Here is a 16649-nt window from a genome sequence, read left to right on the forward strand (position 1 = left end):
CCAAAAGTGGACTTTACCAAACTACAATCAAAGCTGGATAGATGCGGCAAAAAGGCGATTTACCTCCAGATCGCCGATGAGATAATTAGCTATATCAAAAAAGGGATACTGAAAGTCGGCGAGACGATGCCCAGCACACGCCAACTGGCGGCGGAACTCTCTGTCAACCGGAATACTGTCGTCCTGGCATTCGATATCCTGACCAGTGAAGGGTGGCTTGTTTCGGAAGAGCGGAAGAAAACTCGTGTTTCGGATAAAATCCGGATGTACCAGATGGCTGAAAAGAAAGAAGTACCGGTTAAAACGACCGAAATCTACACCAATGACCTGATCTTCTTTGATGACGGACTACCCGATACCACCTGCACACCGGTCGAAGAGCTGGCAAGGGCCTATCGCCGTATTTTCAGCCACAAGGCGCAATAGCAGATCATGAATCTGGCGAGTGAATTCGGCGACGAGAAATTCCGGGAGACCATCTCGAATATGCTAAACCAAAACAGACGCATGCAGACTTCTGCACCGGAGGTCTGCATCACACGCGGAAGCCAGATGGCACTGTTCCTCACAGCCCACAGCCTGCTCGAAAAAGGAGATATCGTGCTGGTGGAGAATCCCGGTTATAGTCCGGCTTGGCGTACCTTCCAACATGCCGGGGCAACGCTGGTACCTGTCGATGTCGATGAGGAGGGTATCAACGTGGATAGGATCGAGGCGTATCTGAAAACCAATGCGGTGAAAGCGGTCTATCTGACTCCCCACCATCAATACCCGACGACCGTCACCCTTAGCCTGGCACGGCGACTGCAACTGATCGGGCTATCCAACCAATATGGCTTCACCATCATCGAAGACGATTACGACAACGAGTTCCACTTCGACCAGCGTCCCGTGATGCCGCTGTCCGCCTTCGAAGGGATACGGCACTATGTCTATATCGGTACGTTGAGCAAATTGATCGCACCGGCCATCAGGATAGGCTATATTGTCAGCACACCCGATTTTATCGTCCGGATCGGGAAACTGCGCAAGATTGTCGATTTGCAGGGTGATGCCATTATGGAGCAATCCATTTTGGACCTGATGCTGTCCGGTGAAATCCGCAGGCATCAGAAGCGGATGCACAGCCATTATCTGGCGAAGAGGGATTTCTTCTCGTCGCTTCTGGAGAATTATCTGAAAGGGAAAGTCACCTACAAGAAACCGGATGGAGGACTTGCCTTCTGGTTGAAACCGGTCAGGGATATCAATTTTTTCCGGATAAAGGAAAAAGTCAATACGGAGTTGGTCAGCTTTTATACGCCGGACAGGTTCAGTTATGACCAGTCGGTGCAGGGCCTTCGGATCGGATATGCATCCCTTTCCGAAGCCAATCTGGAAAAAGGGATACGCATCCTCGGCAAGTATCTGTAGCCCTGTCAGGTTTTCGATCCGGAAGTATCCCACCCTATCTATCAGCAAATACCTGAACAGGTATCAGCCTTTCGATTCGTTCCAATAGTAACTGTCGGGATAAATTCTCCGGCCAAAGATAGCAGTACCCACCCGCACGATAGTCGCACCCTCTTCGATGGCTATTTCCAGATCACCGCTCATCCCCATCGACAGTTCCCTCATCTCCACATTGGGGATACCCTCCTCCACAACTTGCTGCCGGATATTGCTGAGTAACCGGAAACATCCTCTTACCTTTTCCTCTTCGGCACTGAATAAACCGATGGTCATCAATCCCTTTATTGCAAGCGTTTCATATTTTGCTATTTCCCTGATAAACGGGATGGCATCTGCCGGATCAATGCCGAACTTACTCTCTTCGGACGAAGTGTTCACCTGCACCAGGATATCTATCGACCGACCTTCATATTGCAGCCGCTGATCCAGCTTCCGGGCTACATCGAGCCGGTCCACCGATTCGATGCAAGTCACATATCTCAATACATCCTTGATCTTGTTGGTCTGCAGATGGCCTATAAAGTGACTTTCATAATTGTACGGAAGCAGCGCCTCGTTTTTCTCCTTCAGTTCCTGCACTTTATTCTCACCGATCAGCGTCTCACCACATTCCAGTGCGAATGCGATCCTTTCGGACGGAACGGTTTTCGTTGCCAGTAATAACCGCACATCGTCCACATCACGGTTTGCTTTCCGGCAAGCCGCCTCCATCCTTTGATGGATGATTGATAAGTTTGTCCTGATATTATCCATAGCTTTTCGGACGGGGAGCGTCCTCAGACCCTCCACCAGTTATAATAGTTATGTTCGCAGTCCAGTTCGAATCCACATTTGGGATATAGATTGTTGCCGATGATATTTGTCTTCTGGGTTTCCAGCAGTAATCCGCAAGCATCGGTCTCGTCACAGAATTGCTTGCACCGGTCGATAAGCGCCACCGCCAGTCCGAACCCACGATATGTCGGATCGACAAACAGATCGCTCAACAGCCACTGTCGTTTTAACGACTTATAATGATACAACGGGTATAGCTGGGCAAATCCGATATACTTATCGTCCTGCTTTATCAGAAACGTAACCGTCTCATGATTGTTTATCCGTTCCTTGAGAAAAGCCTTCCCCTTCTCCAAATCCGATGGTTGCCCGTAGAATATCCGGTAATCATTGAATAATTCGGCAAACCGGTCTAAATGCGCTAATGTTGCGACTTCAATTTGTGCCATAATAAACAGTGTTGAGTTGAAATTATTTTGTTTCGATAACGCCACAAAATTACAATCCATTTGGACTGTGTTTATGGTACAGAATAAATATAAATAGATAGACCAGATTGTTATTATTCAGTTGAACCAGAGACGAATTTATTTGAATGAATAAGCGACCTCATTTTTTTTTTACTAATAAAACAGACACTTACGCAATATATTCAAAGAAGAAGAATTAGACGAACAAGAGGTATGTGCAAAATTTGCACATACCTCTCAACAATTACCCTGTTTGTTGCTACAAGCAGACCTGAAGAGATGGGGATAGTGAAGAAGTTAATTATTAGCATATTAAATCGAAACAGATGACTTGGGTGTACTCGGAAGATAGTTTAATAGAACAGACGGCAATTGATTTATTTCTCAATAAGCTGGGCTGGGATACGCAATTGGCGTATAATAAAGAGAGCTTTGGAGAAGGAAGTTGCTTGGGTAGACTAAACAAAAAAGAGGTTGTGGATCATCCCTATTTATCGTCTTGATCAGTAATTGTTTGATAAACTTTCTTCGGACTGCTTTTCCCATATCGAATCCTCGTGAAAGCAAAACCTACACTAAATTGGGTCTTTTATGGCGGTTAATTGATATAGTTATAGTTTTAGACGTTCAGGGTCTTGTCTATTATCCCAAAAGGAGAGTATATATAAACTGTCCTTTATCACGGTATCACGGTATCACGGTATAGTAGATGGAGTAATCATGCATAACGGTAAGGCGTCTTACATTATTCCTGTTCTTCACTTTTTCTCCGATATACCTATTCTCCAATATTACGTTTATGGCTTTGTCTGTTTCAGCTTCAATTTTTTCTGAATACGCTGGAGATCCATTACGCTTAACCCAATAACGCAATATTTCCGATCTTTCTTTTACTGCCCTATTGCTCCACTTTATAGATAGCATCGTGAAATATTATTTTTGCTTCACTATGATACATAACATTTCCGTTTTTCACATCTTCCAATCCTCTATCTATAGCCTCCATTTCTGCGGCTGAAACTTCTATTTCCTTTTCATCGGTATGGCTCGTAAAGCGAATGCGCATCTCTTTCAGTATAGACTTTACCAAGTTGCTTTGCCTTTCGTTTACGGGTGTGATGATTATTGTTTCCATACTGATTATTTTTATGTTTCGTAAAGATATGCAACTTTTTTCCTTATATCAAATACCTGTGATACAAATCAGCTATACGCTTAACAATGAACTGACAAGAAATAGTTGATCAAGGCCATTTATGTATCGTGTAATCAATTTATAAAAAAAGTCGCACCTACAGTTTATAGGGAATTATCCTTCAAGAGCAGTAATTTCAATATAGCCCATCATTGAGTGTTTACTCTCTCAAGGTATATCCCCTCTATAAGTGTGACTTTTTCGAACGATCCTCTCAATAATTACCTGTTTCCGGATTACTTATCCCAATACAACCCGACACGGTTTCCTCCGCTGTCGGTGAATACAGCGAAATAGCCCATACTTTCGGCTTCGATCTTCGCTTTTGGACGTGTGACTTTGCCTCCGTTCTTTTCTATGGCGGCAATGGCTGTTTCCATGTTCTCTACCTGAAGACTGATCAGGACACCCTCGCTCGACGGATTAAAATCTTCCGTTCAGGAAATAGCCCCGGGGCATTTACCATTTTATTCGGGAAAGAAGGTCATTTTTTCCGTTTCGCAGTCCATAATGGATAGCTTGAATTTGATACCTACAAAGGTGTAGAGGGAAAATCTACAGGACCTGTCAATCAATGCCTCACTACATTGTTGGGTAAAATATTGACAAAAAATCTGTATTTGCGTGACAATGTTTAGAAATTACTCTTTTTCTTTATCTGAGTCACGTTCCTTTAATCCATTATTGAAAAGCAAACAAGCCAAGAGCCCACCGAACAAATTTCCGTAGATGCAATTTACCCAACATTCGGAGGATAATGGATAGGTTCCGTAATAGATGCCCCAGTTTATCCAATAAATGTATGCTAAAACAGCACCTAAAAACATTCCCGTTAAAGTAGTTTTATTCTGGTGAATGAACTGTACGATCTTTTTTAAACTATGCATGTTTAGTCCTTATTTACCTTATAATAGATCTTCTTCAAATTCGATGCAGAGACAACTCCCATAATACGCTTTATTTCAATGCCACTACTAAAAATTAATATGTTTGGAGTACCTGAAATATTGTATTTTAAATCGAATTCCGGATATTTATCCAGATTCACCTTATAATAACCGGCTCCATAGTCTTCATCCTTAGCCAGATGGCTTAGATTGGCCATCATTACATCACACCATGTAAAATCATCCACATAAAACAACACGAAACTAAGAGGTGAGGAAGACATGTTGTTTGAGAAATTTTCACTGTCGAGTTCTATTAAACAATCATCGATTTCATTAGAACTTACGCTCCTTAACGCCCTGTCATGATCAACGATAAGCACAATAAATGTGAATAAAACAAGTGCTATAAGAATGTGCCAGACTGTAATCTTTTCAAAGTTTGCCATAATCTATAGTTTGTAATAGTGCCTCCAATATTTTCTTCCTTCTTGTATTTTTATAATAATCAGATTGATCCGGCTATATCCCTGACTTGTCCGGCCAATTCATTTTGCTTTTTTGCCCGACGGGCTTCAAATCTGACCAGCTTGTATTTTTCCTGTCCAAACTGATAAAATAATATCATCGAAAGGATACCGAGCCCTGCAATTATAACATAACCCAGCAAGGTTTTATTGGATGCCAGGATTGCGCTCATTTGAATATCCCGTAAGGAACCTATATTCAAATTATTATTCATGTTCAAGGGATCAAAATAAATCGCCAAGTCTCCTATGCTTTGCCATTGGAGTTTATATTGCAGCCACCCGAACAGTGCAGTGAAAAATCCCAACATGACAAAACTCCTGAAAATCATTATAGGTGCAACCGACGGTAGCATCGTATTTTGTGGAACCTTATAAAAGGTATATATCCACACTGATATAAAAAGGGCACACATTCCATACCCGTTTAATACTTGCGGCAGGTATAACCGGGATATATCCAGTTCGGGAACCATCATAAAATAAAGCATCACCGCATAGAGGAAATAAGCCGCAAAACCGGAAAAAATATACATCTTTAAATGCAGACCTTGTTTTGTCCAGTAGTATGCAACGAATCCTGACATGACAATACCCGGCAGGGTCATCAGGTTGATCTCCGCATTCGTCATCCAGTTATAGCCCAGAATAGCAGCAGTATATATGGACATGACCGAGCTTACTCCCATGAACATACCTTGTCCTATCAATAGGAGAATGCCGACACGAACCTCCCTAATCCCATACAATTTGAAAGAGAGGAAGGGGTGTCTTGTATTCAGTTGTCTTATTATTAAGATGAATATGGAAACTATTATGATTACACAAGCCCATATTATGGAGGCAGAGTTGAACCAGTCCTGCTGCTTACCGAATGCAAACACATAGGCCGTACCCATCAGTGCCGTGCCGAAGCAAAGCAGGCCGAACCAATCTATCCTGTAAAATGGCATTTTCCTTGCAAATCGCTGGTTATGAACGAATATGATGGCAATCAGTGCTGCCAGTAGCAATGTTGCCGAACCATAGAAGGTCACTGCCTGCCAACCTATGTCAAGGGCAAATTTTGAAGTGAAAAAGACACTCAATTGTGATGCTCCTATCGATATCGGATAAAAGACCGCATAAAACCTGTTCCTGTTACCGTCAGGACTAAGTATTCCCTGGATAGGGAGAAGCATTTCGAGCATTCCCAACATCTTGGCAATCCCGAAAAGCAGGCAGGCAACTACAATTACTTCCCCTATACTCGTGGTTGCTACAACTACATTCAATAAGGCCATCGCCACTAACGCCGTCACCAATAACTCTTTCGAATGGAACCGCATTTTTACACGTAATACGAAAGGGAGGACCAGGGACAATCCAATGATAATCGCATAATTTCCCCAGAGATAATATTCCGTAATTATTCCCGTACTACTGGACATCTGTCCTATATTGCCGGGATTGATAGGGTTAATCAAAAGCATTATTGACTCAAATAGTATGATCAATCCCAATTGTCCGAGCCCGGGAACCCATTTATGAAATAGACCCCTGTTATATTCCTGTTTCATTTTATCCCTTAATGAAGATATCCATATTCATTCCGGTTCTTAAGCGTTTCAATCCTTCCGGATCGTTGTTGCCACTGAACTCTATACGTACCGGAATGCGCTGTTGTACTTTTACGAAATTACCCGTACTATTATCGACAGGGATATTTGAGTAACGGGACCCGGTTGCTGCGGATATGGCGGTAACCACTCCTTCAAACTCCTGACCGTTCAGGGCATCCGCTTTCATCCTTACTTTTGTTCCTATGGTGATATGCGGCATCTGGCTCTCAAGGAAATTGGCTGTTACCCATTTATCTTCTCCGGAGACAATGGTCGCTACCTGCATGCCCGGCTGCTGGAGCAATTGTCCCTGCTGTATCAGCCTTCGCCCCATTGTGCCGTCATAAGGGGCGGCAATGACGGTGTATGAAAGATTTAGCCTCGCCATTTCCAATGCTGCTTCAGTCCTTTTAATTTCTGCATCGTTCAATGCCAACCTGTTTTTTGTTTCCTGTGTAGATAAATTAGCCGTCTTTTTTTGATTGACAAGCGCTTCATAGGACGATTTGGCCATGTCATATTCGGTTTCTACCTGGTCGTACTGAAAACGTGTCACGGCTTCAGAATCAAGCAGATTTCCATATCGTTGCAGATTCTTTTTCGCATTATCCAGCCTTGCCTTGGCTCCGGATATATTCGCTTCGGTAGTTGCTACACTGTTTGCCACCGTATTAATGGAGGATAACGTCACGTTCCTGGAAGCGAGGGCATTCATATATGCGGCTTCAGCCTGTGCCAGCTGAGTAAGTAACTCGCTATCGTCCATGATTATCAGTGTATCCCCTTTGTGTACCGTCTGATGCTCTATGAAACGTATCTCTTTGATATATCCCGATACCCGGGCATTTATGGGATTGACGAATCCTTCAACCTGGGCAGCATTCGTAAAATCCCTATCCCCGATATGGAAATAATTCCTTACCAACCAGAAAAAACCTCCCACTACTAATATGAATACAAGCAGATTGGCAATGGTGACCTTCAGCTTCATTAATTTCTTTCTACTTCTATTCTTGGACGCTACATTTACTTTATCAGCATATTCCGGATTCGTGTTTTGAGTCGATGCCATATTTTTTAGTTGATTGCTTTATATTTTTTGAAAAAATCAGATGTTACCTGTAGTTTTAAGCAGGGAGTAATATTGAAAAACGGTATTTATTACCGCATTGGCATATTCCAAATCGGCATTGAGCTTCGCATTGCTTGCATCTGTCATTTCAGCGGTAATTGCCAACTGGTTCAAATACTTATTACGGACTATTTCGTAATTTTCATTTGCCAGTTTTCTCGACTCATCCATTAACAGTACCTGCTGTTCCGCTTCCTTATATTTCCGATAGGCGGCATTTACGCCGATCTCGATATTTTGCAGGGCATAGGTCAATGCTTCCCGGGATGTTCGTACCTGACTTCTACTCAAATTGACCTGACGTTTAGTTTTGAACAAGTTGTCTATATCAAAACTAAGGCTTACTCCGACCTGCCATGAGTTATTATACATATCCATAACGGGGGTATTCGACGTGAGCGGACGTTGCATGTTATAGCCACCAAATGCTGTTATGGCCGGAAACCAGTTCGACTGTTGAATGTCTACATTCTTTTCCGCCATTTCCACACTTTTTTCAGCGGATCTTACTGCCGGATGATTTCGTTTTGCCATATCTGAATAATAGTCTTGTGACTGTATTATCATATCAATATTCACATCTTCCGTAGGAATAATTTCTGCAGGAATAATGGTGATATTATTCGGCAAACCCAGTGCATAACTCATCTGGTAACTCAAAATTGCATGATTATTCTTCATCGTGAGAATTGCCTGGTCTATGTTCTTTATCTGCAATTCAGCCCTTATTACCTCGTTACGGGTAACCATATCCTCCTCAAAGGATTTTCGAATATTCTCCAACAATTGTTCTGCCAGCACCTTGTTCTGTTCAAACACCTGTATCTGGTTCATTATCTTATATATATCCAGATAATGGGATATGATGAGAAATTTGATCTCCTGCTCATTGGTAACCAGATCCAATCCGGCAAGCTGTTGTTGGAGTTCTGCCATTTCAATGGAGTGCTTGATAACACCACCCTTGTATAGCAATTGCGAGGCCTGGATGCCGAATGTATTCCCGAAATGGGGCATATCGACAGTTTGTACTTTCGACCAGTCCTTATCCAGAATGAGCGCATCCCCCAGATAGAAGGCATTTGCTGAAAAAGTGACCGAAGGAAGTTGTTGCGTCTTTGCCGCTTTTACCTGATCCTCGCTCACTTGAAGTCGGGCCTGGGAAATCCTTAGCTGTTGATGGTTCTGCAAGCCCATTTCTATGGCTTGCTCAAGAGTAAGCCTGTAGGGAGCCATTTCCTGGGAATATCCCGTTGTAACCAGGCACAACAAGCCAAATCCCAACAAAAAATATTTCATTGTCTTCAATTTCACCTTGTTTATTTGAATGCTTTCATTTTGCTCCAGTGGCAGGACTTGAACCTGCATCCCGTTTCGTCATTGAGACTCGACCGCTTTATCCTTAAGCTACACCGGAGATCTAAAGCAATTGTTTTTGAAAAAAGTACTTCCTGCAAGTATTCGATCAGAATCTATATCCCAATCCCAAAGAGACCATCTGGGGCAACATCGTGGCATTATCCTTTCCTGCATCAAGCGCATCTACCACGCCGATCTTGTAGCCGGCATTAATTTGCAGCCCGTTTGCGAACTCATAACCGACCTGTGTGCCAAAACCGAAATCAAATCTTTGCATGGGTGATTGTCCTGACACCTCTTCATATAAATCCACATCCGCATCATTGTATTTGGCACTGAATCCTAACCCGACATAGGGGCCGACACCAACATAGAACCTGTTGCTATTTCCAGTGTACCATTGTCCCATGAGGTATACCGGAATATCCACACCGAAATATTGGTAATCATCTTCAGCAACACCTGCTTGTTCCATCTTGGATGACTTGAAATGGAACATAAGCTCCGGTTGAATGGCCAGATTACGGCCCAAGTCAACCTTCAGAAATCCACCCACACTGGCTCCCATGTTCATCGTGCTTTCCGCATTTCCCATATCGGTCAGAATAAAATTGGAAAGATTGGCGTTTGCCTTAATACCACCGGTAATGCTCTGTGCATTTACATTGACTGCACTGATTGCGAGGATTACAATTAATCCGAAAATAATTTTTTTCATTTCCTTAAAATTTTTCTTGTTAATACTTGAATATCTTTTCGTAGTTCGAAATACGATGATGCAAAGGTAAAGCGTTACAATCCTCAATAAAAGGTCTAAAGGACAAAATATTATTCTATTAGTCTGTTTTTATATATTAATCATACTAAAAGAAAATATTTAATATCAAAAAAGGAAAGGATATCGAAATGGAGAATCAGCCTGAATGCAGGTATCAGAGAAAAGGAAAGGTTCACCGTAAAATAGCATGAGTACCGATAACAGTCATCCAGTTTCTCTCCATCGGGCGGAGTAGAAACTGGATTTTTTCAAGTTACATCTTATGCCTGATCTTATTATAGATAAGTTTAGTCGCCAAAGAAGGATTCAACCTATATAGAAAATTCATTGTTTTGGCGTCTTTCCCGATGTACAGACGGGATTTATTGTATTCGATAGCCTTGACGATCAGCTTTGCAGCCCTTACCGGAGAAAATGCGGCATCTGCAGAATAACCTTCCGGGCCTGCACCGGCATCCATTCCGAGGCCTGAATTGGCTTTAATATTAGTGTACATCGCTCCCGGAAAAACAGTAGTAACTCCAACGCTTGTACCGGATAGTTCGGAAGCAAGACCTTCCGACAATATTTTGACGGCTGCCTTCGACGCGCCATAGATCGCTTGTCCGGCAACCGGAAGGAAACCACCCATACTTGAAACATTCACAATGTGTGCTTGTCGTTGTTTCAGTAAACTCGGCAGGAATATCTTAATGATATTCAATGTACCCATAAGGTTGATCCTGAATATCCTGTCGATTGAATCCGGGTCTATATCATTGATTGTCTTGAAAGGTTGTATGATGCCCGCATTATTGATAACTCCATCAATACCGTCGTATTGGTATTCAATATTATCCACCAGATCCTTCATGGCAGCCACATTCGTGATGTCGGCTTCCACGGTTATGAGTGCTCCCGCATACTCCCCGGCAAGTCTCTCCGTTTCTTCGAGGGCTGATTTATCCTTATCGACAGCCACCACCTTGCACTCCTTGCGCAAAAGATTCAACACCAGTTCCCGCCCCAATCCGTTGCCTCCTCCCGTTACCATGAACACCTTATAATTTACTCTCATATTCTTCAGTTGATTTATTGTTGATTAAAAAAAGCAGGTCGGTTTTAGAACCAGCCTGCCGGATATGATCGTATCTGTTTCAGAATCTGTAGCCGATGCCTACGGATACCGATTGTGGCAATATTTTCCCACGGCTACCGGAATCAAGCGCATTTATCACTCCTACCTTATAGGAGCCGCTTATAAACATGGCAAAATCGAATTCATACATTGCCTGCGCCCCAAAACCGAAGTCGAACCGTTGCATCAGCAAATCGCCTGCCTCATCTTTATCATAGAGGTCATACTTCTTCCCGCCTACTTCATTTTTGGCACTCAGGCCTAAACCAAGGTAAGGGCCTACCCCGAGGTAAGCCTTGTCATTGCCGGCATCTATCTTCCCCATAAAATAAATTGGCAATTCCAATCCCCAATACCGGAAATCCCCTTTTACCCCGGCATTCTTGAATTCCGAAAAGCTCATATTGACAAGCAACTCGGGTTGCAGGGCAAACCTGTCGTCAAGATCAATAGTCAGGAATCCACCGAGGCTCCCGCCCGCTTTCATCTTACTATCCAGGTCATCTATGTCCGATGCAATAAAATTGGACATATTGGCATTTGCCTTCACACCGTACGTTACTTGTGCATTTGCTTTGCCTGCCGCGAAACCGAGGATTATCATCAATCCGAAAATTACTCTTTTCATACGCTCATTGTTTAATTGTTAGCTATAAAATATCTTTTACGTTGTTCTTATGACACTGCAAAGATAGAGGGCGGTAAATCTTAAAAAAAGGTCAAAAGGACAAATAATTAGACGTTTTATCTTTTCGTATTTGCAAAATAAGAGTTAATGACCTTTCTTTGTACGATAAATCCAAAAGCAATGAAAAAGATAATTGAACTCTTCGACTGGCGTCCGGAATTGGAGGATGTGCCTAATATTGATTCAATAGGTGAAGATTTTATCCTTCTTGACAAGCCTATTATAAAATCCACCTTCGAGCATCCATTCAAAGTGGATATGACTGCTGCCATCATATGTATCGAGGGAGAAATAAAAGGGAAGATGGACTTGAAACCCTATCATGCCAAAAAGTCGAGTATGATTGTCACATTGCCCGACCAGATTCTGGAATATCAGTATATAAGCCCTGATTTCTCGGGCCTGTTCATTGTGATGTCCAAAAGGTTTCTCGACAGCCTCAATATTGAAGAACGATTTTCGTGGTTTGTGGCCGTACGCGATAACCCTTGTATCGAGTTAGATCCGGAAGAATTGGAAGCGATGCAAATGTATTATAGAATGATGCAGAGGGCAATAAGCATCAAAGACCATCCGAACCGATTGGAGATTGCAAAAAATCTGACGAGGGCCTTCTTCTATGGTGCGGGTTACTTTTTTCATAATATCAACGAAGATAGAGAGAAGTCAAAACATGAAATGCTTGTGGATAGCTTTGTGAAATTGGTGCAGACAAATTTCAAACGGCATAGGGGATTGGATTTTTATGCGGATAAATTATGCATCACACCTAAATACATGTCCACTGTCATTAAACAGACAAGTGGAAAAACGGCAGGGGATTGGATAGATGACTACATATTGTTGGAAGCCAAAGCCCTCTTGAAATCGACCAATATGACAATACAGCAAATAAGTGATGAACTGAATTTTCCGTCGCAATCTTTCTTCGGCAAATATTTCAAACGGCTTACAGGTGTTTCACCAAAAGAATACAGAAAGGATGTATCGTGAAATGAGTAATTTAGTGGAGATATTATGAATTTCTCATTATCATTGAATGTTAGTCCAATTGATTAATTTCGCAATTAATTTTCTCCGCGTAGCTACTTAATGTATGAAGATAACAAAAACAAATGCAGCCCGATTACTGGACAAAGCCAAGATTGCGTATGACCTGATTCCGTATGAAGTGGATGAGTCGAATCTCAGTGCGACACACGTGGCCGAGCAACTGAAAGAGCCTGTCGAGCAGGTATTCAAGACATTGGTGCTGAAGGGAGACAAGACCGGTTATTTCGTCTGCATCATTCCCGGTGCGGAGGAGTTGGACCTCAAGAAGGCGGCAAGAGTGTCGGGAAACAAGAAGTGCGATATGATCCCGATGAAGGAATTGCTTCCGATCACAGGATATATCCGTGGTGCATGCAGTCCGTTTGGCATGAAGAAACTGTTTCCGACCTATATCCACGCTTCCTGCTTGACGTTTGACCGGATTTATGTAAGCGCCGGACAACGAGGTTTACAGATACATCTTGCACCATCCGACCTGATCAAGGAAATTCATGCGGAAGTAACGGATTTAGTTCAATCCGAATAAAAATAAACCTGATGGAAAAATATAGAATTATAGAAGATCAAATCCCCATCGAAATCTATCAAAAGTTGAGGATTGAAAGTGGATTATCGGGTAAAACTGAAGAAGCATCCCAAATCGGATTGAAAAATTCTATTTATTCTGTAATGATATCGGATAAGGATAAACCCATTGGAATGGGGCGAATTATTGGCGATGGCGGTTGTTTCTGTCAGGTAGTGGACATTTGCGTTCTTCCTGCATATCAAGGAAAAGGAATCGGCAAGCTTATTATGAAAGCAATATCTGATTTCATAAGCAAAAAATTACCTGCCTCTTGTTATGTGAGCCTAATAGCGGACGGAAATGCTTCATTCTTATACGAACAATTCGGATTCAAAGATACAATGCCTGCATCAAAAGGAATGTATTTAAAAAAATAAATCCATGGTTCTGCACCCATGAACCGGTGCTCTGGATGGATTGTTTAAAGAGGCATTGTCGGACAAATAACAAACAAGGAAAATGAGCCATTTATTTTCTCCCATACAAATAGGCGGGATAGCGTTGAATAATCGTATCGTTGTACCACCAATGTGCCAATACTCCGCGGGAGAGGGGCAAGCCAACGAATGGCATCTGGCACACTATGGAAACCTTGCCATGTCGGGTGCCGGCTTGTTGATTATCGAAGCGACCGGCGTGAGTCCGCAGGGACGCATCAGTTATGGCGATTTAGGATTATGGGACAAGAATACCGCCCATGCTTTAAATAAGGTGATCAACTTTATCCGTCTACATTCCGATATCAAGATCGGCATACAACTTTCACATGCCGGAAGGAAAGCATCGACCGATTTAGGCTGGAAGCCTCATCACTATTTCCAACCCGATGAGCCGCACGGTTGGCAGATTTACGCACCATCCGCCATACCCTTTGGTGCAGAGGGTATGGTTCCCAAAGCCTTGACAAAAGAGGAGATAAAGAGCATTGTCGCTCATTTTGCCGATGCGGCCAAATTGGCGCATTCCATTGGCATCGACATGGTGGAAATACATGGTGCACACGGATACCTGATCCACCAGTTCCTTTCACCGGTCACCAACAAACGGACGGATGAATACGGAGGAAACCTGGAAAACAGAATGCGCTTCGGCCTCGAAGTCTTCGACGCGATGAAAGCAGCCGCTCCAGCCGATTTTCCGATAGGTATCCGTATCTCAGCCACCGACTGGATAGAGGGTGGATGGGATATCGACCAGAGTATCGAGTTCGCCCGTGAGCTGGATAAAAGGGGATGTGGCTATATCCATGTCTCGACAGGAGGACTGGACACATCACAACAACTTCCAAACTTGTATCCGGGTTATCAGTTACCTTTTGCCGAAGCCATCAAAAAAGCGGTAAAAATGCCGGTAATTGGTGTCGGGCTGATTACAGAACCTGCAGACGCCGAACAGGCCATCAAGGAAGATAAAGCGGATATGATCGCTACTGGACGGGCCATGCTCTATGATCCTCGATGGGGATGGCATGCCGCCGCCGCTTTGGGAGCGCAGGTTACTCCTCCGCCTCAATACGAACGGAGTGCACCACACGGGCAAAAGGGGCTGTTCAAAAGATAAGATTTAATAAGCCTGCTTCAAAATGTAAAATTAATTTCTATCAAAATAGGTTGCTAATCCTTCTTTTCCACATATTTAAAATTCTTTCGTCCGTCTTGAATTTCTATCAGTTTGATCTCCTTAATAGGTATACTTTTCTGATAATTGATAAATCTTGATCCATCCCCGATTACCGTGGAATCCTGGACATAGATCTGATCAAAATAAAAGATTGTCCGCTTGTTTTGGTTATCAGTAAAACGGATCTCAATCGAAGGACTATTCTTTAACTCAACCGGATTATTATTTTTATCTACACACTGGATGTAATCGATGGGGTATGTCTTGTAACTCACCACATCACCCATCGGCCCTTTTGTATGGACTGTCCTTAACTCAACAGAATTTATATCTTTCACTTGTTGGGTGAAACTATCCACCGGGATATAATAAGATTTACACCCGGAAAGCATTAACACAGACAAAAGAAAAAAGTATGTCTTAATATTACTGGTATTCATAGTTTTATTTTATTTCTGATGAAAGGGATCCATCTTCGTTTTTACAGGTTCAAAAGTAGAAAAAATAATCAGTCCGGCAATACATATTTTTCATTTTCCATATCACTGAATATACCTTGGAGTTATCTCCATATACGCATGGACTAAGCCAAAGATTGCGTATCTGTTACAAGTCACAAGGAAACAATTTAATCGTATTTGCGTTAACTTTGTGAAGGAATGGATTGACTCCTTCATAGAATAAATAGAAATATAAGTATGGAAAAGATGAAAATTGAAATCTGGGCAGATATTGCCTGTCCATATTGCTTTATAGGTAAAAAGAAATTGGAAAATGCACTGCACAGGTTCCATCATGCAGATCAAGTGGAACTTGTCTGGCATAGTTATGAACTCGATCCCAGCCTGAAAAAGGAGCCGACAGGTACTTCCTATCTTGATTTTTATAAGAATGAAAAAGGTATTCTGGACGAGCTTTATCAATTGTCGGAAGCAGTCGGTATAAAGTTTAATTTCGATAAGGTAGTCATGACAAGTACGGCAGACGCATTACGAACGGTCAAGTTTGCACGCAAGTATAATTTAGCGGAAAACACCATAGAAGCTTTCTTCCAGGCCTATTTTACCAATGGCGAATGTATCAGCAACAGAAAGGTTATCACAGCGATAGCGAAGAAAGTCGGTCTGCCTGTCGAAGAACTTATCAAGATGCTCGATAGCAACGAATATATAGCCGAGTTAACCCAGGACATCCGTTACAGTGAGGACAGATTGATTTTACAATATATCCCGTTCTATCTGTTCAATAACAAAACAGTTATTCAGGGCTCCATTCCCGACGAAGTGTATCTGGAAACATTAGAAAAGTCGTTTACCGATTGGAGTGTCAACGGAGTATCTACATCCGAAACAAAGGAATTTGCCTTCTGCTATTCACCCAATGCATCCGGGTTGTCGTGTTCGATAGGGTGATTGTTTGTCATAAAAC

At 42.5% G+C, this 16649-nt stretch carries 20 protein-coding genes and 1 tRNA gene; 7 read left to right on the forward strand and 14 right to left on the reverse strand.

The features are described from left to right. Positions 1-6: 6 nt before the first annotated feature. Together VB073_RS05270 and VB073_RS05275 are read left to right on the forward strand one after the other, a co-directional pair. Positions 7-426, forward strand: a complete 420-nt coding sequence (locus VB073_RS05270; RefSeq protein ID WP_323403093.1) for a winged helix-turn-helix domain-containing protein — start codon at positions 7-9, stop codon at positions 424-426. A 6-nt stretch (positions 427-432) separates the two neighbouring features. Further along, complete coding sequence (locus VB073_RS05275) at positions 433-1413, forward strand: PLP-dependent aminotransferase family protein (RefSeq protein WP_323403094.1); 981 nt, start codon at positions 433-435, stop codon at positions 1411-1413. Between the two features lie 63 nt (positions 1414-1476). Here the strand turns inward: VB073_RS05275 and VB073_RS05280 are convergent, their stop codons facing one another. The 13 genes from VB073_RS05280 to VB073_RS05340 all read right to left on the reverse strand — a co-directional run bounded on the left by VB073_RS05280 (position 1477) and on the right by VB073_RS05340 (position 11920). Then, complete coding sequence (locus VB073_RS05280) at positions 1477-2205, reverse strand: YggS family pyridoxal phosphate-dependent enzyme (RefSeq protein WP_323403095.1); 729 nt, start codon at positions 2203-2205, stop codon at positions 1477-1479. A 23-nt stretch (positions 2206-2228) separates the two neighbouring features. Then, complete coding sequence (locus VB073_RS05285; RefSeq protein ID WP_323403096.1) at positions 2229-2675, reverse strand: GNAT family N-acetyltransferase; 447 nt, start codon at positions 2673-2675, stop codon at positions 2229-2231. Positions 2676-3383: 708 nt separating this feature from the next. Further along, positions 3384-3620, reverse strand: a complete 237-nt coding sequence (locus VB073_RS05290; protein ID WP_323403097.1) for a type II toxin-antitoxin system RelE/ParE family toxin — start codon at positions 3618-3620, stop codon at positions 3384-3386. After that, positions 3595-3831, reverse strand: a complete 237-nt coding sequence (locus VB073_RS05295; protein ID WP_323403098.1) for a DUF2683 family protein — start codon at positions 3829-3831, stop codon at positions 3595-3597. The genes VB073_RS05290 and VB073_RS05295 overlap by 26 nt, the downstream gene beginning before the upstream one ends. A 296-nt stretch (positions 3832-4127) precedes the next feature. Then, the gene (locus VB073_RS05300) at positions 4128-4271 is read right to left on the reverse strand and encodes a hypothetical protein (protein ID WP_323403099.1); all 144 of its coding nucleotides are present in this window, start codon (positions 4269-4271) and stop codon (positions 4128-4130) included. 509 nt (positions 4272-4780) lie between these two features. Further along, positions 4781-5227 (reverse strand): thioredoxin family protein, encoded by a 447-nt coding sequence (locus tag VB073_RS05305; RefSeq protein ID WP_323403100.1) that lies wholly within the window; start codon positions 5225-5227, stop codon positions 4781-4783. Between the two features lie 59 nt (positions 5228-5286). Beyond that, positions 5287-6864 carry a hypothetical protein gene (locus tag VB073_RS05310; protein WP_323403101.1) on the reverse strand — a complete coding sequence of 526 codons (1578 nt, stop codon included), beginning with the start codon at positions 6862-6864 and terminating at the stop codon, positions 5287-5289. A 1-nt stretch (position 6865) separates the two neighbouring features. After that, on the reverse strand, positions 6866-7978 hold the full coding sequence (locus tag VB073_RS05315; RefSeq protein ID WP_323403102.1) for an HlyD family secretion protein: 1113 nt from the start codon (positions 7976-7978) through the stop codon (positions 6866-6868). Between the two features lie 36 nt (positions 7979-8014). Beyond that, on the reverse strand, positions 8015-9406 hold the full coding sequence (locus VB073_RS05320; protein WP_323403103.1) for a TolC family protein: 1392 nt from the start codon (positions 9404-9406) through the stop codon (positions 8015-8017). Beyond that, positions 9380-9455, reverse strand: a tRNA-Glu gene (locus VB073_RS05325). The genes VB073_RS05320 and VB073_RS05325 overlap by 27 nt, the downstream gene beginning before the upstream one ends. A gap of 48 nt (positions 9456-9503) precedes the next feature. Continuing rightward, on the reverse strand, positions 9504-10115 hold the full coding sequence (locus tag VB073_RS05330) for a porin family protein (RefSeq protein WP_323403104.1): 612 nt from the start codon (positions 10113-10115) through the stop codon (positions 9504-9506). A gap of 313 nt (positions 10116-10428) precedes the next feature. Then, entirely contained in the window at positions 10429-11232 is an 804-nt protein-coding gene (locus tag VB073_RS05335; RefSeq protein ID WP_323403105.1) for an SDR family NAD(P)-dependent oxidoreductase, read from the reverse strand. Positions 11233-11311: 79 nt separating this feature from the next. Continuing rightward, the gene (locus VB073_RS05340; protein ID WP_323403106.1) at positions 11312-11920 is read right to left on the reverse strand and encodes a porin family protein; all 609 of its coding nucleotides are present in this window, start codon (positions 11918-11920) and stop codon (positions 11312-11314) included. Between the two features lie 180 nt (positions 11921-12100). On the opposite strand from VB073_RS05340, the gene VB073_RS05345 reads away from it, so the two are divergent. The 4 genes from VB073_RS05345 (at position 12101) to VB073_RS05360 (ending at position 15161) form a co-directional block, all read left to right on the forward strand. After that, a complete protein-coding gene (locus VB073_RS05345; RefSeq protein ID WP_323403107.1) occupies positions 12101-12973 on the forward strand; it encodes a helix-turn-helix domain-containing protein in 873 nt (290 codons plus the stop codon). 103 nt (positions 12974-13076) lie between these two features. After that, positions 13077-13559 carry a Cys-tRNA(Pro) deacylase gene (gene ybaK / locus VB073_RS05350; protein ID WP_323403108.1) on the forward strand — a complete coding sequence of 161 codons (483 nt, stop codon included), beginning with the start codon at positions 13077-13079 and terminating at the stop codon, positions 13557-13559. An 11-nt stretch (positions 13560-13570) separates the two neighbouring features. Next, positions 13571-13978: a GNAT family N-acetyltransferase gene (locus tag VB073_RS05355; RefSeq protein ID WP_323403109.1), complete on the forward strand. Its 408-nt coding sequence runs from the start codon at positions 13571-13573 to the stop codon at positions 13976-13978. 82 nt (positions 13979-14060) lie between these two features. Further along, a complete protein-coding gene (locus tag VB073_RS05360) occupies positions 14061-15161 on the forward strand; it encodes an NADH:flavin oxidoreductase/NADH oxidase (protein WP_323403110.1) in 1101 nt (366 codons plus the stop codon). 53 nt (positions 15162-15214) lie between these two features. On the opposite strand, the gene VB073_RS05365 is transcribed toward VB073_RS05360, so the two are convergent. After that, positions 15215-15661, reverse strand: a complete 447-nt coding sequence (locus VB073_RS05365; protein WP_323403111.1) for a hypothetical protein — start codon at positions 15659-15661, stop codon at positions 15215-15217. A 258-nt stretch (positions 15662-15919) separates the two neighbouring features. Between VB073_RS05365 and VB073_RS05370 the strand changes: the two genes are divergently transcribed. Next, positions 15920-16633: a DsbA family oxidoreductase gene (locus VB073_RS05370; protein WP_323403112.1), complete on the forward strand. Its 714-nt coding sequence runs from the start codon at positions 15920-15922 to the stop codon at positions 16631-16633. Positions 16634-16649 lie beyond the last annotated feature (16 nt).

This window comes from Proteiniphilum sp., from assembly GCF_034927365.1.
Taxonomy (GTDB): domain Bacteria; phylum Bacteroidota; class Bacteroidia; order Bacteroidales; family Dysgonomonadaceae; genus Proteiniphilum.